This is a genomic window from Comamonas sp. HJ-2 (genome assembly GCF_053615495.1).
Window position 1 is genome coordinate 83,935 of record NZ_JBSIFD010000003.1, and the last position, 24,661, is coordinate 108,595.

The following is a 24,661-nucleotide window of genomic DNA, read 5'->3' on the forward strand; positions in this document are numbered from 1 at the left end:
TCGGATACATTTGTAACACGCAGCCGCCACCAACGCCCAAGAGCATGAAGCGCGGCCACTTCCTCGGACAAGGCCGCCATGTTTATTGCGATTCCTCTTGAGAACAAGCCTTCCTGGCGCTCACCGCCCTGGATGACGGTGCTGCTCATCATCATCAACTGCGTGATCTTCTGGGGCTGGCAGGCGCCCGAGGAACAGGCCGTGGAAAAAGCGGCCCAGCAATATGCCCAGACCGCTTTGCCGACGCTGGAGCTGCCACCGTTTCTGGCCTATTTGGAGGAGCAATCCGCCCAGGGCAGCAAGCGCTTCGACCAGCACACGCTGCAGGCCGTGCGAAAGCTCTATCAGCACAAGGCCTATGCCCAGCTCTATGCGCTGCTGTGGGAGGAGAAGAAATTCCGCCAGCGCCTGCTGGACGGCCAGGTCATCACCGCCAGCCACCCACGCCATGCGCAGTGGCAGGCTGCACGTGCCGCCTTCGCGCCCCACGAGCCGCGCGGCAGCTTTACCGAGCGCTGGTCCATGAGCTATGAGAATGGCGCCGGCTGGCAGCCCCTGCAGGCCTTCACCTCCATCTTTCTGCATGGCAGCACCAGCCATCTGCTGGGCAATATGGTGTTTCTGTTTCTGTTCGGCTTCACCCTGGAGCTGGCTTTGGGTGCCTTCACCTATCTGGCCTTCTACGTGATCGGCGGCATCGGCGCCTCGCTGTTCGCGCTGATGTTCTATGCCGGCATGGGCGGTTACGGCCTGGGGGCATCGGGTGCGATTTCGGCCCTCATGGCCATGTATGCGGTGATGTACCGCATGCGCCGCATCCGCTTCTTCTACATGCTGCTGTTCTACTTCAACTACGCGCGCTGGCCGGCCCTGATCATGCTGCCGGTCTGGATGGGCGTGGAGCTGCTGCAGCATCTGCTGGGCGGCAAGCAGGTGGCCTATATGGCGCACTTTGGCGGTCTGCTGACGGGCGCCCTGCTGATGTGGAGCTATATGCGTCTGCAGACCGTCGCGACGCCAGTCAACGAAGAAGAGCAGGCCCTCGCCGCCGCCCGGCCGCTGGCCGAAGCCGTGGCCCGCGCCCAGCGCCATACCGATGCGCTGGAATTTGGCCGCGCCGCTCCGGCCTGGCGTGAAGCAGCACGCCTGGCCCCCTCGGACCCGGCCATTCTGCGGGCCTGGTTTGAAAGCTCGCGCCATCAACCCGCCAGCGAAGACTTTCATGCTGCGGCGCGACGCATCTTCAAGCTGCCGGCCACCACGGACGCCGAACGCCAGCTGCAGCTGGCCAGCTATCGCAGCTATCAGCAGCGCGCACAGCCCGGCATGCGCATGAGCGCCGACACCATGCATGGACTGGTGCGCAGCTTCGTGCGCCTGGGAGCCCTGCCCGAGGCCGAAAAGCTCTGCCGCTCCCTGCACAAGCTGGCGGACCATCCCCAATGGCCGGCAAGCTTGCTGCTGCTGGTCAACGGTATGGCCCAGGCCGGGCGTGTGCAGGATGCCAAAGCCTGGCTGCCTGCGCTGCAGCAATCGGCTCCTGAGGAAGCTCTCACGCGCTGGCTGGCACAACAGCGCTAGCCAACGCCTTGCCGCGCTCAGGTCTTGGCCTCCAGCTCCTGCAGCTCATCACGCAGCACCCACTGCGCCTCCTTGGTGCTCTCGTGCTCGGGAAAGAGCTGCTTCATGCGCATGTAAACGGCCACCCCCTGCATGGGCTGCTCCACGCCCTGCTTGTAGGCGCGCACCACCAGCTCCAGCATGGGCGGGATCAGAGTGCTGCCGGCAAAGCGCTTCTCAAAATCCTTGGCCAGGATCAACACATACCTGGGCTTGCCGGCCTTCCAGGCCTGCTGTGCCAACTCGTAACTGAGCTGGGCCGAGTCGGGCTTGAAGTCCGGCTTGCGCTTGACGCAGCTCACCCAGGCTTCCAGGGCCTCGCTGGCGCGCTGCTGGGCGAGCAACATGGGAATGAAACGCTGGCCCAGCTCCGCCAGAGCATCCGCGCGTTCGGTCAGCTTGAGCACCCGGAAGTAACGGCGGCAATCGGGCAGGCTCTCATAGTCCTCCCGCTGCCATTCGCGCGCCTGGTTCACAGCCTCGTCCATCTTGTTGTCCTGCACCAGCCTGGCCACCAGCGCATCGCGACGCCTGGCTTCCAGGGCCGCAGGGTCGATCTGCACGGTCGCAGGCCCCTCGGGTGCCTGCACGGGATCGATATCCAGAGCGGCATGATGCTGGTACATGACATAGCCGATCATGGCCGCCATCACCCAGCTGAAATAAATCATCACAAAGCTCACCAGGGGCAGCACCAATCCGGGCGCCGCAACCTTGAGCAGCATCGCCAGAACCATGGGCGAGCCCTGCTGCAGCAGAAACAGGAAAAAGCACAGCAGCAGATAGGACTTGCCGATACCGATAATCGTGGCCAGCAGCTCGAAGGGATTAACGGCCGAGCTCAGGCTATTGGTATTGATCAGCACCATCCAGGTGGCAGGAATCAGGAAGGCCACCAACAGATTGGCAATCACGCCCAAGGTCAGGCTGCGGGTCGCCATAAAGCCCACAAATATTCCGAAAACGACGAGTACCCCGAAGAATTTCCAGGGCAGCCATTTCCAGTCCTCATCGACCTGACTGGACCGGAAATCGGAGCTATGAGTAATTCCACGCGAGGCGAGTGCCGAAACCTTGAATGCATAACGGCTGACTGCCAGCATCAAGCCCAGGCCCACAAACAAGACTCCAATCCACCCGAACATCAAGCCATAACTGCATGCCGACAACAGCAATGCATAGAGCAAAGGTTCGGTCTGCAGAGGAAACAGAAAAAAGCTATTGAGCTTTTGCCAGAACGGAGGGATTTTCCACTCGGAAGAATCACCTTTTTGGTGAACACCACGTATCGAATTCAATGTCTGCTCTCCCACTCTCGGTTTGATGAATCATCTGCAAGCCCGCTTGCAGTGACCTAATCCGCTCTGGTATTGCCCGACTTTTCTTTGAAATCGGGTCATTGCGGAATTCTGCGGTAGAAATTCGCCCTGAATCCAAATACCGATAAACAGCCGGCATATTGCTTTTTTCGCTTGCCAGAAACCCCGCAAACGCTTTTGCAGCCGTGCTGGCTGGCCAAACCGCCTTGAATCGATAACGGATATGACTGCAAGGATTGCAGGGAGCGCTTAAAGTGGCCCAGGTTTTATGGAGAAGCAGCGAATGATTCACAGCGCACACGCACAAAGCAGCCCCACCCCGTACCGCATCACTCTGACCGATGCCCAAGGCCATGTCTGGCATGCCGATGAACCCGTGAATGATGGCGGCGCCGACACCGCGCCCAACCCCATGCAGCTCATGCTCTCGGCCCTGGGAGCCTGCACGGCCATCACCCTGCATATGTATGCGGGTCGCAAGCAGTGGCCGCTAAGCCATGTCGATGTGGATCTGCAGCTGAACCCCGAAGGCAAGCCCGCGGACGCCAACCAGATCACGCGCAGCATCACCTTGCATGGCGAGCTGGACGACGAGCAGCGCCAGCGCCTGCTGCAGATTGCCAATGCCTGCCCCGTCCACAAGCTGCTGGAAGGCAAGGTTTCCATCCCCACCGCCTTGACCGAAGCCGCGCAGGCATGAACACCTCACGCCCCCACCGCGTGGTACTCGCCTCCTTAGGGAGGGCCGCCTTCATCTTGGGAACTGCCTGGCGATAAAAAAAGCCCTGCAGTCACCGGCAGGGCTTTGGTCGCTGTTGTGTGTAACTTGATTACACCGTCACTTCCAGCGCACCCACTTCCACATAGTGTTCGAACTCGCGTTTGGCCAGAGATGCGGTTTCGGGCTGCTGGTCCTCTGGATCGACCCAGGACAGCACGTAGCTGGCGATGGCGGTATCGACCTTCATCTCTATGCCCATGGGAATCTGCTCGGACGGACCATCTCCGACACGATGCTCCACCTTGCCTGTGACGCGAGCGGCAAAGTGCTCGGGATACAGCTGGATCTCGACTGCCGAGATCTGGTTGCCTTGAGTGCTGTGTTCGTTCATGTTTATTCCTCCTGCAGTTGTTAGGTCGCTGCGCACGAATTGCACAACGTGAAAGCCACTGCTAGCGGCCTACGCCTTAACTTAGCCGACTCCTGGCGGAGCCCGTGTCAGCCTATTGGCTGAATCCTCACAGTGATGTAACTGCGTGCAAGGCGTTGCTGCATTCTGCCGTCTGATTGCGCGAATACCGCATATCCCTGACACTCGAATCCCCTCGCCGTCAGGATTTGTCATGAGTGAATCAAAGAACTTACAACGTCTGCCCACCCGTATAGCCGATGTCGGCGGCATCCCCATCCACCGAGCCATTCCTCAGGCCGCGCTGCGCAAAGTAGGGGCCTGGTGCTTCCTCGACCACGCCGGCCCGGCCGTCCCCCCTCCACCCGGCATGCAGGTCGGGCCCCATCCTCACATCGGCCTGCAGACTTTCACCTGGATGATCGAGGGCGAGGTACTGCACCGCGACAGCCTGGGCAGCGAGCAGATCATCCGCCCCGGCCAGGTCAATCTGATGACGGCCGGCCACGGCATTGCCCACTCCGAAGAAGCCCAGACACTGGGCGTGCATGCAGCCCAGTTGTGGATTGCCTTGCCCGACAGCCATCGCCATATCGCGCCCCGCTTCCAGCATTACCCCGACCTGCCCAGGACCGAGATCGGCGACTTTGCCGTGACCGTGCTGGCCGGTGAAGCCCTCGGTCTGGCGGCCCCCGCAGAAGTCCACTCCCCGCTGATGGGCGTGGACCTTCTGGCCTGCGGCACGGCTGGCCAAGCGTGCGCCACCATGCCGCTGCGCGCCGACTTCGAGCATGCGGTGATGAGCCTGTCAGGCGAGGTGAAGGTTGAAGGCCAGGTGTTGCCCTCGCAGGAGCTGATCTACCTGCCCGTGGGCACGCAGGAAGTGCAGCTGGAATGCACGCCCGGCAGCCGCCTCATCATCATCGGAGGCGAACCCATGGATGAGGCCATCTTGCTGTGGTGGAACTTTGTGGCCCGCACCACCGAAGAAATGCAACAGGCCCAGCAGCAATGGGAGGCAGAGGCGGCCACCGATGCGGAGCTCGTCAACGGCCAGCCACGCCGTTTTGGCAAGCCCGTGGCTTCGCCTCTGAAGTCGTTGCACTCTCCCTCACTGGCTGGCGTCAGCCTGCGCGCCTCCAGATAATCCTGCCGGCGCTTATTCAATTCGCACCAATTTGGTGCGAATTGAATTTCTCAAAAAGAAAAATAAAAGCATCTTTGCAAGTTTTTGATGAATTTTGAAAGCTTTTAGAGGCAACACACTCTCTTCAAGGGAAGGCAAGCCAGACGTTATGCATGAAACGTTTGGACTCATGCACGCCAAGCTTTCATAATCGAGCCAACGCCCTGGCCACGAGAATGCGACCGCCGCTTTTCGTCCGGGGCGTTGCCACGTCCTGCCCAACTCAACTTTGCAAAGAAAGCCGATCAATGCGTCAAGAACATGACTTCATTGGCATCAAAACCATCCCTCCCGACGCGTATTGGGGTGTTCATTCCGCACGCGCAGTGGAGAACTTCCCCATCACCGGTCACTCGGTCGCGCACATGCCCGAGCTGATCCGCGCGTTTGCCTTTGTCAAAAAGGCAGCGGCCCAGGCCAATCTGCAGTTTGGCGCCATCAATCTCAAACAAGCCACCGCTATCTCCCAAGCCTGCGATGATCTGATTTCCGGCCAGCTGCACGAGCAGTTTGTAGTCGATGTGATCCAGGGCGGCGCCGGCACCTCCACGAATATGAACGCCAATGAGGTGATCGCCAACCGTGCACTCGAGCACCTGGGATTGCCCAAAGGCACTTACGACGTGATCCACCCCAATGATCATGTCAATGCTTCGCAGTCCACCAACGACTCCTACCCCACAGCCGTCAAGCTTGCCACCTACGCTGGCATCCAGAAGCTGCTGATCGCCCTGGCCGAGTTGCGCTCTGCTTTCGAAGCCAAGGCCGGCGAATTCACCCATATCCTGAAAATCGGCCGCACACAATTACAAGATGCCGTGCCCATGACTTTGGGCCAGGAGTTTTCCGCTTTTGCTGCCATGATCGCCGACGATGAAAAGCGTCTGCGCGAATCCGCCTATCTGATGACCGAGGTGAACATGGGTGGCACGGCCATCGGCACCGGCATCAACGCTCCCGTAGGCTACGCCGGAGCCGTGACCAAGGCCTTGGCTGAAATTTCGGGCGTCCCCGTCGTCAAAGCCGGCGATCTGATCGCCGCCACGGGAGATACCGGCGCCTTTGCCGACATTTCCGGCATCTTGAAGCGTGTTGCAGTCAAGCTCTCCAAGATCAGCAATGACCTGCGCCTGCTCTCCTCGGGCCCTCAAGCAGGAGTGGCAGACATCAAGCTGCCGGCGCGCCAGGCCGGCTCATCCATCATGCCCGGCAAGGTGAATCCCGTGATTCCCGAGGTAATGAACCAGGTCTGCTTTGAAGTGATAGGTAACGATGCCGCCATCACCATGGCCGTGGAAGCCGGCCAGTTGCAGCTCAACGCCTTCGAGCCGCTGATGGCCTGGGCTCTGCATAAAAGCCTCAGCCACCTGAGCAACGCCTGCAAGACGCTGCAAGTCAACTGCGTGGAAGGCATTGTGGCCAATGAAGCGCTGCTGGATTCCCGCATTGCCGAGTCGGTGACGCTGGTGACGGCGCTGAACCCTCTGATCGGCTACGAAAAGGCCGCCAAAATTGCCAAGACCGCCATTGCCAACGGCAAGCAGATTGCCGTGGTGGCGGAAGAACTGGGCATCATGAGCCGGACCGAAATGAACAAGCTGCTGGTCGCCGACAAGCTGACCCAGGCCGGCGCATTGACCGCTGCATAAGCGCACTCTTTATCGACAATGCAAAAGGGCATGTTCGCCATGAACATGCCCTTTTGGGTTGATATGCTTTTAATAGCTTGGTATGCCTATATTCAAAGGGCAGGAAGCCAAAAACGCTTCATATTCAAGCCACTGCGGCATTCTCGTCACTGGGGTCATCCACGCCGCGCACGCTTTCACGCAGATTTTTGTCCTTGAGCTTGCCAAGATCGGTCTCCACCGCGCGTTTGAGCTTTTCAATCGCTGCGCTGAAGGCCTCCTTGACCTTTTCGGCTTCCGCATTCACTGCGATGGGGGGGCGACCTGTGGCCCGGGTTTCGAGCACACAGCGTTTGCCTGGGCCGCCCGTGGTCTTGAGGGCATCAACGCCCGTGAGGAAGACCTCCACACGCACCACATACTCCTTCAGGCGGGCCAGCTTGGCATTGATCTCCTCCTGCGCCCATTGAGCCAGAGACTCTCCACCCTGGATGGAATCGTCGGCATGAACCTGTACTTGCATGCAAATCCTCCTAGTCACCAAATGCCGCAACCGCTGCGGCGAAATCTGTAGGGGTGCCATAAAGGCAGGCGAAAACATCGTAACGCCAGAACCTTGTTCTGCCCATCGGGGCTTGTTACGCCAGCAAAGGACAGGGGCTTTGACCATTGTGGAGGCAGCTTCTCCCGGATTTGAAAGAGATAGCAACAAGGGTAGGTTCTATGAGCTTTGCCCTTGAGCCAAAGCAAAAAGTGCCGACCGGTAATTTGCAAAAAGTAAGCGTTTTTACGCCTCGGGCCGTCAGTTAATGCCAGCCTTCGATTCAGGCTCCGCGACAAAGCCGATGCGCGTCAGGCCTGCTGCGTGGGCCCAGCCCATGACCTGCACCACGCGACCATAGGGAACGCTGGTGTCGGCACGCAACTGCACCTCGGCCTGAGGATTGCGCCGCCCCAGCTCTTCCAGTTGCTGCTGCACTGCCGCATCGTCCGCCACGCCCCCCTGAATCCAGATTTCGCCGGTGGGGCTGACCTCCACCATCAAGGCATCGCTCTTGCTCACGGCAGTCTGCTGCACTGCTGTTTGCGCCTTGGGCAGTTGCACGCGCAAGGTGGCAGCCAGCATGGGAGCAGCCAGAATGAAGATCACCACCAGCACCAGCATCACATCCACCAGCGGCGTGACATTGATGGTGTTGATCGGAGTTTCCGCCCCCTGACGGCGGCTCATGCGACCGAATGCCATGACGCCATCCTTTATGAAGCATCCACTCCGAACTGGGCATGCAGATCATGGGCAAACCCCTCCAGCACAGCCTCCAGCTGGCTGACCGAACGCCCGAGCAGGTTATAGGCCAGCACAGCAGGCAAAGCGACAGCCAGACCAGCGGCCGTCATGACCAGGGCTTCACCCACAGGCCCGGCAAGCTGAGCGATATCGACCTGACCGCTGCCCGCCAGCGTTCCCAATGCATGGTGAATGCCCCAGACCGTACCCAACAGGCCCACAAACGGTGCCGTTGCACCAATGGTGGCGAGCAAGGTCTGACCCCATTGCAACTGGGTCGATGCCTGACCCAGAGCCTCACGCAGGCTGCGCAACAGCCGCTGCCCCTGCGCCGCGCTTTGTGCCAGAGAGCCTTGCACTGCCGCTCCGCCCTGCGCCACGGCATCGGCCATGGCCTGCACCAGCCCCTGTCTATCCAGCGCCTTGACCTGCGCCATAGCCTGGACCAGATCGGGCATCTGCCAGAACGCAGCCACGGCCTGCGGCACGCTGCGGCGCGCTACGGCCATAAACCAGAGCTTGTAGAGGATGACCACCCAGCTGAGCACGGACATCAGCAGCATCAAGGCCGCCGTCGCCCATGTGACCGCATCGCCCTCTGCCAGCCATTGCCACATTCCTGCAGACATCGCTCACCTCGCTCCCAGAAATAGCAAGGGGCCGTCACGGCCCCTTTGCAAATTGCGCGGTCAGCGCAGATTCAGCACATCGTACATATCGTACTGGCCAGTCTTTTTGTCGGCCAGATAGGCCACGGCGCGCAGGCTGCCGTTGGCATAGCCGGCACGGCTGCTGGACTTGTGCGCGATCTCGATGCGCTCGCCGGTACCGGCAAACAGCACGGTGTGATCGCCCACGATATCGCCGCCGCGCACGGTGGCAAAGCCAATGGTGTCGGCCTTGCGCTCGCCGGTGTGGCCGAAGCGCTCATACACGGCGCGGTCGGCCAGCTTGGTGCCCTGGGCTTCGGCGATCACTTCGCCCATCTTCAGGGCCGTTCCAGAAGGTGCGTCGACCTTGTGCTTATGGTGAGCTTCGACGATCTCGATGTCGTAGCCGCCTTGCTGCAAGGCCTTGGCCGCCATCTCCAGCAGCTTGAAGGTCACGTTCACGCCCACGCTCATATTGGGGGCGAAAACGATGGAAGTCTTTTGGGCAAACTCGGCGATCTGCGCCTTTTGCTCATCCGAGAAGCCTGTGGTGCCGATGACCACGCCAACGCCCAGATCGGCCGCGACGGCCAGGTGCTCCATCGTGCCTTCGGGGCGCGTGAAGTCGATCAGGCAGTCGGCCTTCGACAGGGCTGCGCGCACATCGCTTTCGATCTTCAGCCCGCTGGGCTTACCCAGGAATGCAGAAGGATCGGTGCCGATGGCAGGGCTGTCGGCGCGGTCCAGTGCCGCAGCCAGCACGCAGTCGCTGCTGTTCAGAATCGCTTCGATCAGCATATGGCCCATGCGGCCGGAGGCACCCGCCACAGCAACGCGCTGAGGGGTGGAGGAATGGGTGGTGGATGCGGTCATGGCGCTATCACTCGATCAAATGAAAGACGGCAGGATCACATCCACGCCGTCATAAAAAGAGAGCATCCACCGCTTTCTGCAAGCGGGGAACAACCTGTTCTGATGCTTAACGCGATTCCAGCGATGGATAGCTGGTGGCGGCGGGCGGCAGATTGGCCGCAGCCTGCTCAGCTTCGGTGTTATTGCGTGCGGGATATTTGGCCAGCTGGGCTTCGCTGGCTTCCAGCTGCGGAACCTTGGGCGTGCCCTTCATGCCTTTGAGGCTGGCCACGAAATCGGCCTCGGAAGGCATCTCGTCACCTTCGGCGCGCACAAAGGCGTCGCCATTGAAGAAGACGGTGAGCTTGCGGATCTGCGACTCCACACCGGGGCGATTGATGGTGAACACGTATTCCCAGCGATCGCCGTGGAACACGCTGGTCACGAGAGGTGTGCCCAGAATGTCGCGAATCTGCTGGCGGCTCATGCCGGGCTGCAAGGCCTCGACCTGTTCCTTGGACACGAAGTTGCCCTGCACGACATCGACCTTGTAAGGAGTGACGGCATTGGCGACACGGTGCGCGGCGCCATCGATACTGTTGCAGCCGGCCAGTGCCGCTGCGATTGCCAACGTCAGGGCCAGACCTGCGCGGCTACGGGCTTGAACATGCATGGGTAATGGCATAGGGATATGATCGGGTTCATTGTAGCGGCAGGCCCCGGAGACACTTGGAGATTCCCTTTATCTGCGTGTAAAGCTTCTCCTTAAACAAGTGAGTCCAGCCTTCCATGTGCCCGTAGTCCACCAAGAGAGCCGACATGAAAAATATTGATGAACTCAAAAGCACGGGCCTCAAAGCCACTTTGCCGCGTCTGAAGATCCTGGAAATCTTCCAGAAGGGCGCCCAGCGTCACATGACGGCGGAAGATGTTTTCCGCGTGCTGCTGGACGAGCGCTCGGACATCGGCCTGGCCACGGTTTACCGCGTGCTGACCCAGTTCGAGCAGGCCGGCATCCTGATCCGCAGCAACTTCGAAAGCGGCAAGGCCGTCTACGAGCTCAACGAAGGTCAGCACCACGACCACTTCGTCTGCACCAGCTGCGGCAAGGTCGAGGAGTTCTATGACGCCGAGATCGAGAAGCGCCAGAACCTGATCGCCAAGGAAAAGGGCTGGGTGATCCAGGATCACTCCATGGCGCTCTACGGCCAGTGCGCCGAATGCGCCACACGCGCCGCCAAGTAAGAACGCAAAACGCGACGGCGAACCCAGGGGGCAGGACATGCAGATGTCTTGCCCTTTTTACATTTGGTGAGAACTTCTTTACATAGCTCCATCAAGCCTCAAACCAAACGCGAGCCGGACTGCGTATGCTGCAGTCATTCCCGCGCTTGAGGAGACCCGGTTCATGCGGCTGCTACCGTTTTCACCTGTCCAGGGCCTGCTCTGTCTGGCAGTCCTCGCATTGACCGCCTGCGCACCGCTGGCCCCCTCATCGGGCCGCCCCAGCCCCGAGGTTCTGCAGGCGCTGAACAGCAGCGCCCTGCCCGACAAGCCCAGCGCGCGGCAAAGCCAGCAATGGCTGGACCGGGTCACCTGGGGCGCCACCGACCATGATGCGGCCCGGCTGCAGCAGCAAGGCCTCAAGCGCTGGCTGGCCGCTCAGCTCAGCCCCTCCTCCGCGCCCATGCCGCCCGAGGTGCAGCAGCACATCGACGCCCTGGGCATCAGCCAGAAGCCCATGGCGCAGATCCAGCGCGAAATTGCCGACCAGCGCCTGGCCATTCGCAACAGCCAGGATCCCGAGGAGGCCGCCAAACTGCGCAGCGAGCTGCAACGCCAGCTCAACCAGCTGGGCGGCGAAGCCCAGAAACGCCATATCTGGCGCGCGCTTTATTCGCCCCATCAGTTGCAGGAGCAAATGACCTGGTTCTGGATGAATCACTTCAACGTCAGCACCCGCAAGGGCGATGTGCGCATGTGGGTGGGCGACTACGAGGAGCAGGCCATTCGCCCCCATGCGCTGGGCAAATTCCGCGAGCTGCTGACGGCCAGCATGCGCCATCCGGCCATGCTGCTGTATCTGGACAATGCCAGCAATGCCGCCGGGCGCATCAATGAAAACTACGCGCGCGAACTGCTGGAGCTGCACACCATGGGCGTGGGCAGCGGCTACACCCAGGCCGATGTGCAGGCCATGGCCCATGTGCTGACCGGTGTGGGCTTCTCCACCCGCGAGGCCGATGCCCCGCCGCCCAGGATGCGCCCCGAACGCCAGGGCGACTACGTTCGCCATGGCTTCTTCGAATTCAACCCCAATCGCCACGACTACACGCCCCAGGTCTTGCTCGGCAGGCCGCTGGAAAAAAGCGGACTGGCCCAGGTCAACGAGGCAGTAGACCGCATAGTGGCTTCGCCCGTCACTGCGCGCTTCATAGCACGCAAGCTCTGCGTCTATTTTCTTGGCGACAAGCCGCCCCAGCCCGTGGTCGAGCGCACGGCCCAGGCCTTCGAGCGCAGCCATGGCGATATTGCCGCCACGCTGGCGGCCCTGCTGAGCGACCCGCAGGCTCAGCAGTTCGGCCAGGGCTTCAAGGACCCGGTCCACTATGTGCTGGGCGCCACACGCCTGGCATACGACCAGCGCGTGGCCAGCGATGTGGGGCCGGTACAGAACTGGCTCAACCAGCTGGGCCAGCCGCTATACGGCCACGAAACACCCGACGGCTACCCCGTGACGCAGTCGGACTGGTCCAGCTCCGGCCAGATGAATGCCCGCTTCGAGGTGGCAAGGCAGATTGGCAGCCGCGGCGCGCTGCTGTTCCGCAGCAGCCCGCAGCAGCCGCTGGAGAAGCCGCCCTATCCCGACCTGGACAAGCGCAGCAGCGTCCAGGCTCGCGTGCCGGCATTGGGTGCCGCCACACGCGCCGCACTGGCCCAGGCCAGGAATCCGGCGGACTGGAACAGCTTTTTCCTCTCCGCCCCCGAAATGATGTTCCGCTAAGGAGGGCAGCCATGCAAAGACGTCAATTTCTCAGCCTCGGCGCTGCCCTGCCGCTGTTCTGCCAGCTGGGCCAAGGTCTGGCCGCTCCCTTGCAAAGCGGCTCGCCCCGTTTTCTGCTGGTCTTCCTGCGCGGCGCCTACGACAGCAACAGCCTGCTGGTGCCAACCCATAGCGACTTCTACTATCAGGCCAGGCCCAGCATCGCCATTGCCCGCCCGGGATCGGCCGACGGGGCTCTGGCCCTGAACTCTCAATGGGGACTGCATCCCGCGTTGCAAAGCAGTCTGCTGCCGCTGTACGAACAGGGCCAGGCCTGTTTTGTGCCGTTCGCGGGCAGCAACGACCTCTCGCGCAGCCATTTCGAAACCCAGGACTCGATCGAGCTGGGCCAGCCCCAGGAAGGCGGGAAAAGCTATCAGAGCGGCTTTCTGAACCGGCTGACCCGGGTACTGCAGGCCGACAGCCAGAGCCGGCTCAACCTCAGCCCCATGGCCTTCACCGCCCAGCTGCCGCTATGCCTGCGCGGCAGCGCCCAGGTGGCGAACATGGCGCTGGCCTCCGTGCGCAAGTCTGCGCTGGACGAGCAGCGCAGCCAGATCATTGCCTCCATGTACCAGGGCTCGGCACTGGAAGCTCCGGTGCGCGAAGGCTTTGCGGTACAGCGTGCCGTGCAGCGCAGCATGCAGGAGGAAATGGACCAGGCCGGGCGCAATGCCATCAGTGCCAAGGGCTTCAGCCTGGTAGCCCAGCGCATGGCGCATCTGATGCGCGAGCAATTCGACCTGGGCTTTGTCGATATCGGAGGCTGGGACACCCATGTCAACCAGGGCGCCGCCAGCGGCAATCTGGCCAACCGGCTCGGCGACCTGAGCCAGGGCCTGGCGACGTTCGCCGAATCCATGGGAACCGAGGCCTGGCGCCATACCATGGTGGCGGTGATCAGCGAGTTCGGGCGCACCTTCCGCGAAAACGGCAACAAGGGCACGGACCACGGCCATGGCACGGCTTACTGGTTTCTCGGCGGCGGCCTCTCGGCCCAGGCCGGCGGCAAGGTGCTGGGCGAGCAGATCGAAGTCACCGAAAAAGCGCTGTTCCAGAACCGCGACTACCCCGTGCTCAACGAATACCGCTCCCTGCTCGGCGGCCTGTTTGCGCGCATGTACGGCTTGAACACAGCGCAGCTGCAGCAGATCTTTCCGACGTCCCAGCCAGGCAGGCTGCAGCTGGTCTAGAACGACTCGCCGCTTTCCATGGCGCGGCGGTGGCGCATCACGAATTCCTGGTAAGTGTCGATGCCGCGCAGCTGCAAAATGGCATTGCGCACTGCGGCTTCCACCAGCACGGCGATGTTTCGGCCCGCCACCACCTGAATCACCACCTTGCGCACGGGCACGCCCAGCACGTCCTGGGTCAGCGGCTCGGCGGGCAGGCGCTCGTATTCGCGCTCCATGGTTTCCTTGCGCACCAGGTGCACGATGAGCTTGAGCCGCATCTTGCGACGCACTGCCGTCTCGCCAAAGATGGCACGAATATCGAGCAGGCCGATGCCGCGCACTTCAAGCAGGTTCTGCAGCAGCTCGGGGCATTTGCCTTCGACCGTGGTCTGGTTGATGCGATACAGGTCCACCGCATCGTCGGCCACCAGACCGTTGCCGCGCGTGACCAGCTCCAGCCCCAGCTCGCTCTTGCCCAGGCCCGATTCGCCCGTGATCAGCACGCCCATGCCCAAAATATCCATGAACACGCCGTGCATGGTGATGCGATCGGCGAAATGCTTGGACAGATAGGCACGCAGCACGTCGATGACAAAGGCCGACTGCTCCTTGGTGGAGAACAGCGGGATATGCGCGCGCTCGCACATGGAGATCAGCTCGTCGGGAGCGTCCTGGCCGTCGGCCAGCACCAGCACCGGCGGCTCCAGCGTGACGATGCGGGCAATGCGGCGCAAGCAGTCTTGCGAGGTGGCATTGGTCAGATAGGCGATTTCACGCTCGCCCAGCACCTGCAGACGGTAGGGGTGGATGTAGTTGAGATAGCCCACCAGATCGGCACCCGAGCGGGCCGAGCGCACGGCCATCTCGTCAAAGCGGCGCTCGGAGGCGCCCAGCCCCGCTATCCACTGCCAGCGCAGGCTGGAGTTGCGAAATGCCTCGAACAGTACGTCGGCACTGATGGCGCTGGGTCTCATGGCAAGGCCCTGTCAGTCAAAAAGAAGGGCCAGGACTCAGGCCTGGGAGGTGATGGAGGACTGCCAGCTGTCGATCATGCCGTGCAGCTGCTGCGCATCGGTGGACGACTTCAGGCGCTCGCGCAACTGGCTGTCGCTGAGCAGCTCGGCGATCTCGGAGAGGATTTCCAGGTGCTTTTGCGTCGCCGCCTCGGGCACCAGCAAAAAGATCAGCAGGCCGACCGGCTGCTCATCGGGCGCATCGAAGCCGATGGGGTTGGCCAGCTGGAACACGGCCGCCATGGGAGCCGTCAGGCCCTTGATGCGGCCATGGGGAATGGCAACTCCATGCCCCAGACCGGTAGAGCCCAGGCGTTCGCGTGCGAACAGGCTATCGGTGATCAGGGCACGAGACAGACCATGCAAGCTCTCAAAGAGCAAACCCGCTTCCTCGAAAGCGCGTTTCTTGCTGGTGACATCAACGCTCACAAGCACTTGAGCGGCGGGAAGGATAGAAGCTAGGCGATTCATGGTGTGATCAACAATTATGCACCGCAGCGCTGAAAACCGTGGGGAAACCCTGATCACCATCAAAAACCGCCCCGTAGGGCGGCGCTTTTAGCGTTGTAACAAGGCGACAGCCCTGCAACAAACCGGCGCAAAAGCTAGGTTTGCGCCTCGCTTTCATCAAGCTGACACCTGCGCCAGCTGCAAGCCCCCGGAGTCCAGTCGCTTGGCTGTGGCACGCGGGCCTTGTTGACGAGTCTTGTAGCGCATCACCACACGGTCGAGTTTATCGGCCAGGGCGTCCACGGCGGCATAGAGGTCGAAATGCTGCGTCTCCACGAACAAGTCTTGCCCTTTCACGCGCACCGTGCAACCGGCGCGCTGTCGTTTGTCTTTTTCCTTTTGCTTGTGGACTGTGAGCAGTACCTTCACGTCCACAACCTGATCGAAGTGCCTGAGAATGCGTTCCAGCTTGGCCATGACATAGCTGCGCAGCGAGGGAGTGACCTCCAGGTGATGCCCGCTAATCGTCAAATTCATAACAAAACACTCCTTAGCTCTCGGTGAAATCACTGCGGTTTCACAGCGCCTGATGGCTGTGCCGCAGCCTGGCAGTTCGGAATGCGCATTCGTCTTTGCTGTGAACCCACTATGCGCCCGCCCCACGCCAAAGGCAACGAAATGACCGTGATAGCGCAGGCTCGCCAGGGGCCTTGTTTGTCGGTTTGATGACAGGCGGTTTTGACGCCACAATGAGTGGCTTTGGCCCGCATGCAAGGGATACGCCGGCATGCCCCAGGGCCTCGATCGCAGCAGGCACGCACTGGCAAAGACCGTGACCGTCCAAACCCCTGCCTGCGCCATTAAAATCGCGTTTTTACGCAGCCGCCTCTCGGGCCTGCGACGCTGGCAGCCCCTTGGGCTTTCAGGCGCCTGCTGACCGACTGCACGCCTGAATTGCCTGACAGCCCTATCTCGACCATGACCACCCAGCCCTCCGCCCTGCATACCTCCAACATTGCCTCGCTGCCCCTGCTCGCACGTGGCAAGGTCCGCGACAACTACGCCGTGGGCGACGACCGCATCCTGATGGTGGCCTCCGACCGCCTGTCCGCCTTTGACGTGATCATGGGCGAGCCCATCCCCGGCAAGGGCGTGCTGCTGACGCAGATGGCGCTGTTCTGGTTCGACAAGCTGGGCCATATCTGCCCCAACCACCTGACCGGCGAAGCGCCCGAGTCCGTGGTCAAGCCCGAGGAAGTCAAGCAGGTCGAAGGCCGCTCCATGCTGGTCAAGCGCCTCAAGCCCGTGCTGATCGAAGCCGTGGTGCGCGGCTATCTGGCCGGCAGCGGCTGGAAGGAATACCAGGAATCGCAATCGGTCTGCGGCGTGAAGCTGCCCGCCGGCCTGACCAACGCGGCCAAGCTGCCCGAGCCCATCTACACCCCCGCGGCCAAGGCCGAAATGGGTGACCACGACGAGAACATCACCTACGAGCGCACTGTGGAAATGGTGGGCGAGCAGCTCGCGGCCCAGATCCGCGATACCGCCATCCGCATCTACAAGGAAGCGGCCGAGATCGCGCTGACCAAGGGCATGATCATTGCCGACACCAAGTTCGAGTTCGGCCTGACCGAAGACGGCACCCTGGTTCTGATGGACGAGGTGCTGACCCCCGACAGCTCGCGCTACTGGCCCGTGGAAGGCTACGAGGACGCACTGGCCAAGGGCGAGAACCCTCCCAGCTACGACAAGCAGTTCGTGCGCGACTGGCTGGAGCAGGCCCAGGTCAACGGCAAGGCCTGGGACAAGAAGGCTCCCGCGCCCCGCCTGCCCAAGGAAGTGATCGACAGGACGGCGGCCAAGTACCGCGAAGCGCTGGATCGCCTGACCGCCTGAGCGATTCATTCCTGAAAAAAGGCCCCCGGACAAAAATCCGGGGGCCTTTTTTGTTTTGATAGCAGCTTGAGCTTTCAGACAAAGGATTTCAGCTTGAAATAATGCCGAAATACTTTATGAGCATGCGCTGACAGCTATGTTTTTAGTGGTGATGGCCGTGACCACCGTGCACATGCTTGTGGGCGATTTCTTCCTCGGAGGCCGCACGCACCTCGTTGACCACCGCGCTGAAGCGCAGCGCGAAGCCGGCCAGAGGGTGGTTGCCGTCGAGCAGCACCACGGGGCCCTTGATCTTCACCACGTTGTAGATCTGGGGCAGGCCCTGGTCGTTGGTGCCGCGCAGCTGGCCGCCCACCTTCACGCCTGCAGGGAACTCACCCTTGGGAATGGTGCGCTTGAGGCTTTCGTCGCGCTCGCCGAAGGCGTCCGCCACGGCCAGGTCCACGGTCACGACATCGCCTTTTTGCTTGCCGTCCAGAGCGGCCTCGACCTTGGCGAAGATATTGTCATAGCCGCCGTGCAGATAGGCCACATCGCCCTTGTCCAGCAGTTTGACGGCCACGCCGCCCGCGAGCAGCTCGTGAATCTTGTAGTTGATGGTGACGGCAGTGTCTTTGGTGATGTTCATGACAGTTTGGAGATTCCACGAGCGACTCGCACCATTCGGCCCATCGCAGGCAGCGGTTTGAGCGGCTCCAAAACAAAGCCGCCACGGCCAGCATGGGTCATGGCGGTCAGGCGCACATTGTCGCAGCGTTTGAGCAACCGCCTCCAGCAGCGCAATTTCAGGTGGCAGCCAGCACGGGAGGCTGCTCGTCGACGTCGGCTCCCGGGTAGCGCGCAAAGCGGCGGTTCTCGGTGCCATGCACCGGGTCACTGTCCTTCCAGGGCCAGCCGCCGAACTGGGTGCGGCGGTAGTCCTGCATGGCCTGCATGATCTCCTCCTGCGTGTTCATCACAAAGGGGCCGTATTGCGCCACCTTCTCGCCGATCGGCTTGCCCTGCAGCAGCACCAGCTCTGCACTAACATCGCCGGTGTTGACCAGCTCCAGCTCGCGCTGAGCGTCGACATGCATGGCCAGATGTCCGCTCACGGCTTCGCCACCCACAGTCATGCTCTTGCCTACGAAGAAGTAGAGCATGCGGTGAGTTTGGTCACCGGCTGCCCTGGGCAGGGTCCAGCGGGCACCGGGCTCCAGCTCCAGCGTCCAGATGGCCACATCGCTGTCGGCCTGGGAGGCCCAGGATTCGGGTGGAGGCGGCAAGGCCTTGTCCGCACTGTCCAGGGCACCAGCCACGACGGTCACGGTGGTTTTGCGGCCCGCCGCATCGCTGAAGCTCAGGCGCGGGATCTGCTCGTTCCAGAACATGGTGAAATGGGGCTCCACCATCTTGTTCCTGGCGGGCAGGTTCAACCAGATCTGGAACAATTCCAGCGGATTGGGCTTGTCGCTGTTCAGCAGCGGGAACATCTCCGAATGCTGGATGCCCTTGCCGGCAGTGAGCCACTGCACATCGCCTCCGCCGAAGCGCGCGGCTGCCCCCAGCGAGTCCGCATGGTCGATGCGGCCCTTGCGCACCAGGGTCACGGTCTCGAAGCCGCGATGCGGGTGGCCCGGAAAGCCCGGAATCGGCTCGCCGTGGTACATGGAGAAGCCGTTGCGGGCGCTGAAGTCGCTGCCCATCTCGCGCCCCTCGAACTCCACGGCCTGCACGCCCATCTTTCCGTTGCTGGCCGGATAGCTGTCATCGTGGTGAGCGCAGAACAGAAAGGGATCCAGGCAGGGCCAGCGCGGCCCCAAGGGGGCGCTTTCCAGAATGGGTTGGCGATTCGTGGTCATGGAGTTCTCCTCTTGAGAGGCCGCTGCCAGTTGCAGGGCCCTAAGTCTCGAAGATAAGGCCAGCCCATGGGTTTGAAAGACATCACCGCTGGGACAGTACTTGCCGCTTTTGCAACAGCGGCAAGCCCGTACTGCCCTGGTCGGCGCTCAGCCGCGCGGCGGAATGTTCAGACCTTTTTGCGTCGCCGGGCGGGCCATGAAGGCCTTGAGCACGCGCTGCAGCTCTGGAAACCCGTTCCAGCCCACCAGCTCGGCGGCGTTGTAGCCGTTCTCGTCGACCATATTGCGCACCCAGGGCCAGATGGCGATGTCGGCAATCGTGATCTGCGCGCCCATGATCCACTCGCGGCCCTGCATGCGCTGCTCCAGCACGCCCAGCAGGCGTTTGGACTCGTTGATATAGCGGTCGCGCGGGCGCTTGTCCTCGAAGTCCTTGCCTGCGAACTTGTGGAAGAAGCCGACCTGGCCGAACATGGGTCCCACGCCGCCCATCTGGAACATCAGCCACTGCAGCGTCTCGTAGCGCGCCGCGGGGTCTGCGGGCAGCAGCGGGCTGCCGCTCTTCTCGGCCAGATAGATCAGGATGGCCGCCGACTCGAACAGCGCCAGCGGCTTTCCGCCCGGACCTTGCGGGTCGATGATGGCGGGAATCTTGTTGTTGGGGAAGGTGCCGACAAACTCGGGCGTGAGCTGGTCATTGGTCTGGAAGCTGACCAGATGCGCCTCGTAGGGCAGCTGCATTTCCTCCAGCGCAATCGATACCTTCACGCCGTTGGGGGTGGGCAGCGAATACAGCTGGATGCGCTCGGGGTGCTGCGCGGGCCATTTGCGGGTCACGGAAAAATCGGCGAGGACTTGGGGTTGCGTCATGGGATTCCTTCGGAGCGTTTTGGTAATCTCTGCGGCCCCGCATGGGGGTGGCAGCGTGGCCTGGCAAGCCACGACACAGAGCTCCCGAGCATCCTAACGGTTGTCATGCGGCCTTGCAGGCAGCGCTGCCGATGGCTGGGATGGCCAGATGCGGGTACGCAGATTCCCTCATCGAAGACGGCGCTTCAGCGGGTGATATTGGGTGTCTACAAGAAGTGAACACGGAGATATGACATGCATCAGCTTCCTGGGAGGCCCGATTCTTTTTTCACCGGCGCAAAGACGCCTGCCTGCGCTTTGCCGAGCCGGCGGCAAGTGCTGAGCCTAGGCGCTACCGTGCTGGCTGCAGGGCTGATGCTGGCCAGCGGTGCGACCGCTGCCGCAGGCTTTCCGGAGCGCGCCGTGACGGTCGTCGTGCCGTATTCGCCGGCCGGAGGCGTGGACATCGTGACCAGGCTGGTCACCACGCCCATGGCGGAGTTTCTGGGTCAGTCCATCGTGGTGGAAAACAAGCCCGGAGGCGGCACGAATATCGGCATGGCGACAGTGGCACGCTCCGCGCCCAATGGCTATTCGCTGCTGACGGCCTCGAACACGCTGACCACCAACAAGGCGCTGTACTCCAAGCTCAGCTTCGACCCCGCGACCGACCTGATTCCGGTAGGGCGCATCGGCGAGGCGCCACTGGTGGTCGTGGTCAACGCCAAGTCACCGTACAAAAGCCTGGCCGAACTGATTGCAGCGGGCAAGGCCAAGCCCGGCGCCCTGTCCTATGGCACGGCAGGCGTGGGCAGTTCGGGCCATATGGCGAGTGCCTTGCTGGAAAAAGTCGGGCAGTTCAAGGGCGTCCATATTCCCTACAAGGGTGGCTCCACCGCCGTGACGGATCTGCTGGGCGGGCGTCTGGACTTTATGGCGATCAACCCGCTGGAAGTCGCGGGTCATGTGAACAGCGGCAACCTGCGCGCACTGGCGGTGCTCAACAAGAATGGCTCGCGCCTGCTGCCTCAGGTGCCGACTGCGCGCTCCCTGGGCGTGGATGTGCAAGCTACCGTATGGTGGGGCCTGGTAGCGCCCAAGGGAACGCCCGAGGCCGTGATCCAGACGCTGAACGCTGCACTCAACAAGGCGCTGACCACGCCTGCGGTCACCCAGACGCTGGCCGATATGGGTGCCACGCCCCTGGGAGGAACACCGGCTCAGTTCGGCAGCTTCATCCAGGCCGAAACCCGGGAACTCGGCGACGTCATCCGAGCCGCCAATATTCGCGCGGACTGATGCCGGCGAAGGCCGCCCTAGCGCAGCAACTGCCAGAACATCTGCACGCAGGGTGACGGCGCCTGCTGCATGCTGACCAGCGCGATGCGCGAATGGCGCGCGGCGTCGGCCAGCGGCTGCAGCACCACGCCGGGCGGGCAGATGCGCTCATAGACGCTGGGCACGATGGACAGACCCAGGCCTGCGGCCACCAGCGCCATCATGGTCGAGGTCTCGCGTGCCGGCTGGACGATGCGTGGTACAAAGCCGGCCTCGCTGCACAGCGCCAGAATATGTTCGTGCAGACCACCGCCGAGCACGGCCGGGTGCAGCACAAAAGGCTGGTCGGCCAGGCTGCTCAGTGCCAGTGCTTCGCCCGCAGCCGCCTTGGCATGTGCCACCGGCAGGGCCAGCTTCAGCTCATCGCGCCACAGCGTCTGCTCCCTAATCGGCACGGGGATGCGAAACGTCGGCGAGGGCCGCATGAAGCCGATGTCGATCTGCCCCGCCGTCAATGCCGCGATCTGCTCGCCCGTGGTCATATGCTGCAGATCCAGCTCCACCTGCGGGTGACGGCTGCGAAAGTCGCGCAACATGGTGGAGAACTCGTCAAACAGCGGCACCGATGCCGTGAAGGCGATGCGCAAACGCCCCGCCAGGCCATGGGCTGCCATGCGCACCAGCTCGCCCGCCTGCTGGTGCAGCTCCACGATCTGCCGCGCCTTGTCCTGCAGCAGCAGGCCTGCCGGCGTCAGCGCCACGGCGCGGCGCGAGCGCTCGAACAACTGCGCCCCCATCTCCTGCTCCAGCAGACGGATCTGCTGGCTCAGCGGGGGCTGGCTCATATGCAAGCGCTGGGCCGCACGGCTGAAATTCAGCTCCTCGGCCACAGCCAGAAAACAGGTCAGACGGCGCAAATCCATAGGACGATTTTCGTATCAAGTCCAGACGCAAACGGTATTGGACGCAATAGCCGCAGCTTTTCACAATCCGGTCAGCCGCAGCAGCCATGACGAAAGTAGCTGCCTGCGTTGATTCCAAAAGGGTTCAAGGCCTATCCCGCCCGCCCAATACAGAGAGACATTGATGAAGCCGTTTCCCCTTTTCACCGTCCGCCGAGCCCTGCTGATCAGCGCTGTGGCGCTGGCCGCAGGCTGCGCCCAGCAGCCAAGCAGCACGCCCAAGGAGCCCGTGCGTCTCATGACCTCGGGCGGCTTCACCGCAGCGCACAAGCTGCTGGTGCCTCAGTTCACGGCCCAGACCGGCCTGGCGGTGGAGTCGGCCTATGGCTCGTCAATGGGGGCCTCGCCCACCTCCATTCCCAATCGCCTGAGCAAGGGCGAGAAGGCCGATGTGGTGATTCTGGCGCGCGGTGCGCTCGACGATCTGGCCGCCAAGGGCCTGGTGCGCAACGGCACCCAGATTGACCTGGTGCGCTCGGCCGTGGGCGTGGCCGTGAAGAAGGGTGCCCCCATCCCCGACATCAGCAGCGAGGACAAGCTGCGTCAGGTGCTGCTCAACGCCAAGAGCATTGCCTATTCGGCCAGCGCCAGCGGTACTTACTACGAAACCCAGATGCTCAAGAAACTCGGCATTCACGATCAGGTCATGCCCAAGAGCAGGAAGATCGTGACCGAGCGCGTGGGCACCATCGTGGCGCGAGGCGAGGCCGAAATCGGCCTGCAGCAGGTCAGCGAACTGCTGCCCATCGAGGGCATCAGCTATGTCGGCACCCTGCCCGATTCGGTGCAGCACTACACCATCTTCTCGGCCGGCACGGCCAGTACCTCAACCAACCCGCAGGGGCTGGAGCAACTGCTCAAGTACTACACCTCGCCCGCCGCCGCCAAGACGATTCGTGACACCGGCCTGGAGCCCGTCGCCAAGCCCCGCTGAGCGCCGCATGACCCCGAAAAAAAGCCCGCCAGGCAGACGCCTGCGGGCTTTTTTGCCACCTGGCAGCTCAGCGCTTGCTGCCCGCGCTGGCCTTCTGCACCAGGGCCACTGTCAGCCCCTGGGCGGTGACGGTGATGGCGCCAGGCTCCATGGCCAGCGCATCGACCAGGGCCAGATCCTGGTCCTGCAACTGATAGAGCACCACCTGACCCATGGCCTGCTCGGCCAATGCCGTGGCATAGGTGCCCAGCATATCGCTGAGCGCGGGCGACAGCCCGTCCATGCTCAGCTGGTTGACCTTGATCTGGTAGGCGCGCAAGGTGCGGTCGGTGGGCTCATAGCGCAGCGCGAAATCGACATTGAGCAGGCCGCTGTACTGCTCCTTGAGCACCTTGCCGCTGAGCTCGGCCGGGATCACGGCGTTGAGCATATTGCGCTCGGGCAGCATGCTCAGCTGCGGCGCCTTCAGGTCCAGCTGCAGCAAACCCGCCACGGGAAACTGCCTGGGGAAACGCCTGGCCAGCATCTCCTGCAGCTTCTGCTGGCTCACGCTCACGCTGCTGGGCACGGACTTGCCCGAGCAGCCCGTGGCAGCCATTCCCAATCCCAACACTGTCACCGCCAACCATGCGCGCCGATTCATCACGACCACCGAACTCCGTAAAACCTGATTCAAAACCCATGCAAACACTTGATAAACCAACGCTGTCAGCTATGGTTTTTGATCAACCCATTGTCTCTGAGCCTGCTATTCCACAGAGTCTCGATGGGTGTTCGCAGTTCCCTATCTGATGCAATCTGCAGGTAAAAGACTGTTATCTAACGTCCGACGCCATCCAGGGTTGACTGTCAACGCTAGCGGCAGTGCATGCACAATGATTTGCATGACTGCAAATTCCCTTCCCGTCAGCCATGAGGCGCTGACCGCCGCCGCCCAGGACACCAGCCTGCCCGACCAAGTTCTGACCCAGTGGTTCGGCAGCCCCAGGCCTGGCAATGCCGATGCCCTGAAGCACAAGGCGCAGTGGTTCACCAAATCGGCGGCCTTCGACGAGGAACTGCGCCAGCGCTTTGGCACTGCCGTGGAAGCCGCCCTGGGCGGTGCACTGCAGCACTGGGCAACCCAGGGTCCATGGCAGCAGCTGGCATTGGTGATCCTGCTGGACCAGTTCACGCGCAATATCCATCGCAACACTCCCAAGAGCTTTGCAGGTGACGCGCAGGCCCTGGCACTGGCGCTACAGGCAATCGACGCCGGCAGCGACCAACAACTGCCCGAGGTTGCCCGCGTCTTTATGTATCTGCCGCTGGAACATGCCGAAGACCCGGCCATGCAGCAACGCAGCGTGGCCGCCTTCGAGGCTTTGCTGCAGAGCGCCAAGGACGCCGAGTTGCGCGAATATCTGGCCGGAACGCTGGACTACGCCCATCGCCATCAGGTGGTGATAGAGCGCTTTTGCCGCTTCCCTCACCGCAACAGCATTCTGGGCCGCGCCAGCACCGCCCAAGAGGCCGAGTACCTGGCCCAGCCCGGCTCAGGCTTCTAG

General features: G+C 62.2%; 26 protein-coding genes. 11 read left to right on the forward strand and 15 right to left on the reverse strand.

The genetic code is table 11. From position 1 onward, the window contains the following. Window positions 1-78: 78 nt before the first annotated feature. A complete protein-coding gene (locus ACWGXF_RS03840) occupies window positions 79-1,581 on the forward strand; it encodes a rhomboid family intramembrane serine protease (protein WP_256629118.1) in 1,503 nt (500 codons plus the stop codon). A gap of 17 nt (window positions 1,582-1,598) precedes the next feature. Here the strand turns inward: ACWGXF_RS03840 and ACWGXF_RS03845 are convergent, their stop codons facing one another. Next, window positions 1,599-2,765 (reverse strand): hypothetical protein, encoded by a 1,167-nt coding sequence (locus ACWGXF_RS03845; protein WP_229227780.1) that lies wholly within the window; start codon window positions 2,763-2,765, stop codon window positions 1,599-1,601. A 457-nt stretch (window positions 2,766-3,222) separates the two neighbouring features. Here ACWGXF_RS03845 and ACWGXF_RS03850 point away from each other — a divergent pair, with 457 nt between their 5' ends. Next, on the forward strand, window positions 3,223-3,639 hold the full coding sequence (locus ACWGXF_RS03850; RefSeq protein WP_012840258.1) for an OsmC family protein: 417 nt from the start codon (window positions 3,223-3,225) through the stop codon (window positions 3,637-3,639). A gap of 130 nt (window positions 3,640-3,769) precedes the next feature. Here ACWGXF_RS03850 and ACWGXF_RS03855 read toward each other — a convergent pair whose 3' ends face one another. Then, window positions 3,770-4,051, reverse strand: a complete 282-nt coding sequence (locus tag ACWGXF_RS03855) for a hypothetical protein (RefSeq protein WP_003072434.1) — start codon at window positions 4,049-4,051, stop codon at window positions 3,770-3,772. Between the two features lie 232 nt (window positions 4,052-4,283). On the opposite strand from ACWGXF_RS03855, the gene ACWGXF_RS03860 reads away from it, so the two are divergent. After that, window positions 4,284-5,216, forward strand: coding sequence for a pirin family protein (locus ACWGXF_RS03860; protein WP_012840259.1), 933 nt, complete (start codon window positions 4,284-4,286; stop codon window positions 5,214-5,216). Window positions 5,217-5,503: 287 nt separating this feature from the next. Continuing rightward, window positions 5,504-6,904: an aspartate ammonia-lyase gene (locus ACWGXF_RS03865; RefSeq protein ID WP_256629138.1), complete on the forward strand. Its 1,401-nt coding sequence runs from the start codon at window positions 5,504-5,506 to the stop codon at window positions 6,902-6,904. Window positions 6,905-7,028: 124 nt separating this feature from the next. Here ACWGXF_RS03865 and ACWGXF_RS03870 read toward each other — a convergent pair whose 3' ends face one another. From ACWGXF_RS03870 to ACWGXF_RS03890, 5 genes are all read right to left on the reverse strand, one after another. Continuing rightward, window positions 7,029-7,406, reverse strand: coding sequence for an HPF/RaiA family ribosome-associated protein (locus tag ACWGXF_RS03870; RefSeq protein ID WP_003060358.1), 378 nt, complete (start codon window positions 7,404-7,406; stop codon window positions 7,029-7,031). Window positions 7,407-7,685: 279 nt separating this feature from the next. Continuing rightward, a complete protein-coding gene (locus ACWGXF_RS03875) occupies window positions 7,686-8,129 on the reverse strand; it encodes an ExbD/TolR family protein (RefSeq protein ID WP_039050311.1) in 444 nt (147 codons plus the stop codon). 11 nt (window positions 8,130-8,140) lie between these two features. Beyond that, window positions 8,141-8,800, reverse strand: coding sequence for a MotA/TolQ/ExbB proton channel family protein (locus ACWGXF_RS03880; RefSeq protein ID WP_452101691.1), 660 nt, complete (start codon window positions 8,798-8,800; stop codon window positions 8,141-8,143). Between the two features lie 60 nt (window positions 8,801-8,860). Beyond that, on the reverse strand, window positions 8,861-9,694 hold the full coding sequence (gene dapB, locus ACWGXF_RS03885; protein ID WP_054074318.1) for a 4-hydroxy-tetrahydrodipicolinate reductase: 834 nt from the start codon (window positions 9,692-9,694) through the stop codon (window positions 8,861-8,863). Between the two features lie 106 nt (window positions 9,695-9,800). Next, a complete protein-coding gene (locus ACWGXF_RS03890; RefSeq protein ID WP_003061572.1) occupies window positions 9,801-10,346 on the reverse strand; it encodes an outer membrane protein assembly factor BamE in 546 nt (181 codons plus the stop codon). A 146-nt stretch (window positions 10,347-10,492) separates the two neighbouring features. On the opposite strand from ACWGXF_RS03890, the gene fur reads away from it, so the two are divergent. The 3 genes from fur (at window position 10,493) to ACWGXF_RS03905 (ending at window position 13,909) form a co-directional block, all read left to right on the forward strand. Continuing rightward, window positions 10,493-10,918 carry a ferric iron uptake transcriptional regulator gene (gene fur, locus ACWGXF_RS03895; protein ID WP_003060349.1) on the forward strand — a complete coding sequence of 142 codons (426 nt, stop codon included), beginning with the start codon at window positions 10,493-10,495 and terminating at the stop codon, window positions 10,916-10,918. 163 nt (window positions 10,919-11,081) lie between these two features. Next, entirely contained in the window at window positions 11,082-12,677 is a 1,596-nt protein-coding gene (locus ACWGXF_RS03900) for a DUF1800 domain-containing protein (protein ID WP_256629144.1), read from the forward strand. 11 nt (window positions 12,678-12,688) lie between these two features. Continuing rightward, complete coding sequence (locus ACWGXF_RS03905; RefSeq protein ID WP_256629145.1) at window positions 12,689-13,909, forward strand: DUF1501 domain-containing protein; 1,221 nt, start codon at window positions 12,689-12,691, stop codon at window positions 13,907-13,909. Here ACWGXF_RS03905 and hprK read toward each other — a convergent pair. The 3 genes from hprK to hpf form a co-directional block, all read right to left on the reverse strand. Then, window positions 13,906-14,865 carry an HPr(Ser) kinase/phosphatase gene (hprK, locus tag ACWGXF_RS03910; RefSeq protein WP_003060345.1) on the reverse strand — a complete coding sequence of 320 codons (960 nt, stop codon included), beginning with the start codon at window positions 14,863-14,865 and terminating at the stop codon, window positions 13,906-13,908. The genes ACWGXF_RS03905 and hprK overlap by 4 nt on opposite strands. A 36-nt stretch (window positions 14,866-14,901) precedes the next feature. Continuing rightward, window positions 14,902-15,375, reverse strand: a complete 474-nt coding sequence (locus ACWGXF_RS03915; RefSeq protein ID WP_034347954.1) for a PTS sugar transporter subunit IIA — start codon at window positions 15,373-15,375, stop codon at window positions 14,902-14,904. A gap of 156 nt (window positions 15,376-15,531) precedes the next feature. Further along, entirely contained in the window at window positions 15,532-15,891 is a 360-nt protein-coding gene (gene hpf / locus ACWGXF_RS03920) for a ribosome hibernation-promoting factor, HPF/YfiA family (protein ID WP_003067012.1), read from the reverse strand. Between the two features lie 441 nt (window positions 15,892-16,332). Here hpf and ACWGXF_RS03925 point away from each other — a divergent pair, with 441 nt between their 5' ends. Further along, window positions 16,333-17,250: a phosphoribosylaminoimidazolesuccinocarboxamide synthase gene (locus ACWGXF_RS03925; RefSeq protein ID WP_003067010.1), complete on the forward strand. Its 918-nt coding sequence runs from the start codon at window positions 16,333-16,335 to the stop codon at window positions 17,248-17,250. Between the two features lie 142 nt (window positions 17,251-17,392). On the opposite strand, the gene ACWGXF_RS03930 is transcribed toward ACWGXF_RS03925, so the two are convergent. The 3 genes from ACWGXF_RS03930 to ACWGXF_RS03940 form a co-directional block, all read right to left on the reverse strand. Then, window positions 17,393-17,878: an FKBP-type peptidyl-prolyl cis-trans isomerase gene (locus ACWGXF_RS03930; protein ID WP_003067008.1), complete on the reverse strand. Its 486-nt coding sequence runs from the start codon at window positions 17,876-17,878 to the stop codon at window positions 17,393-17,395. A 157-nt stretch (window positions 17,879-18,035) separates the two neighbouring features. Beyond that, window positions 18,036-19,091, reverse strand: a complete 1,056-nt coding sequence (locus tag ACWGXF_RS03935) for a pirin family protein (protein ID WP_256629150.1) — start codon at window positions 19,089-19,091, stop codon at window positions 18,036-18,038. Window positions 19,092-19,238: 147 nt separating this feature from the next. Then, window positions 19,239-19,961, reverse strand: coding sequence for a glutathione binding-like protein (locus tag ACWGXF_RS03940; protein WP_054074310.1), 723 nt, complete (start codon window positions 19,959-19,961; stop codon window positions 19,239-19,241). A gap of 234 nt (window positions 19,962-20,195) precedes the next feature. Here ACWGXF_RS03940 and ACWGXF_RS03945 point away from each other — a divergent pair, with 234 nt between their 5' ends. Next, on the forward strand, window positions 20,196-21,239 hold the full coding sequence (locus ACWGXF_RS03945; protein WP_256629153.1) for a Bug family tripartite tricarboxylate transporter substrate binding protein: 1,044 nt from the start codon (window positions 20,196-20,198) through the stop codon (window positions 21,237-21,239). Between the two features lie 17 nt (window positions 21,240-21,256). On the opposite strand, the gene ACWGXF_RS03950 is transcribed toward ACWGXF_RS03945, so the two are convergent. Next, window positions 21,257-22,141, reverse strand: coding sequence for a LysR family transcriptional regulator (locus ACWGXF_RS03950; RefSeq protein ID WP_256629155.1), 885 nt, complete (start codon window positions 22,139-22,141; stop codon window positions 21,257-21,259). Window positions 22,142-22,304: 163 nt separating this feature from the next. On the opposite strand from ACWGXF_RS03950, the gene ACWGXF_RS03955 reads away from it, so the two are divergent. Next, a complete protein-coding gene (locus tag ACWGXF_RS03955; protein WP_452101692.1) occupies window positions 22,305-23,114 on the forward strand; it encodes a substrate-binding domain-containing protein in 810 nt (269 codons plus the stop codon). A gap of 67 nt (window positions 23,115-23,181) precedes the next feature. Here the strand turns inward: ACWGXF_RS03955 and ACWGXF_RS03960 are convergent, their stop codons facing one another. Then, on the reverse strand, window positions 23,182-23,712 hold the full coding sequence (locus ACWGXF_RS03960) for a hypothetical protein (RefSeq protein ID WP_003066992.1): 531 nt from the start codon (window positions 23,710-23,712) through the stop codon (window positions 23,182-23,184). A gap of 277 nt (window positions 23,713-23,989) precedes the next feature. Between ACWGXF_RS03960 and ACWGXF_RS03965 the strand changes: the two genes are divergently transcribed. Beyond that, a complete protein-coding gene (locus tag ACWGXF_RS03965; protein WP_256629158.1) occupies window positions 23,990-24,661 on the forward strand; it encodes a DUF924 family protein in 672 nt (223 codons plus the stop codon).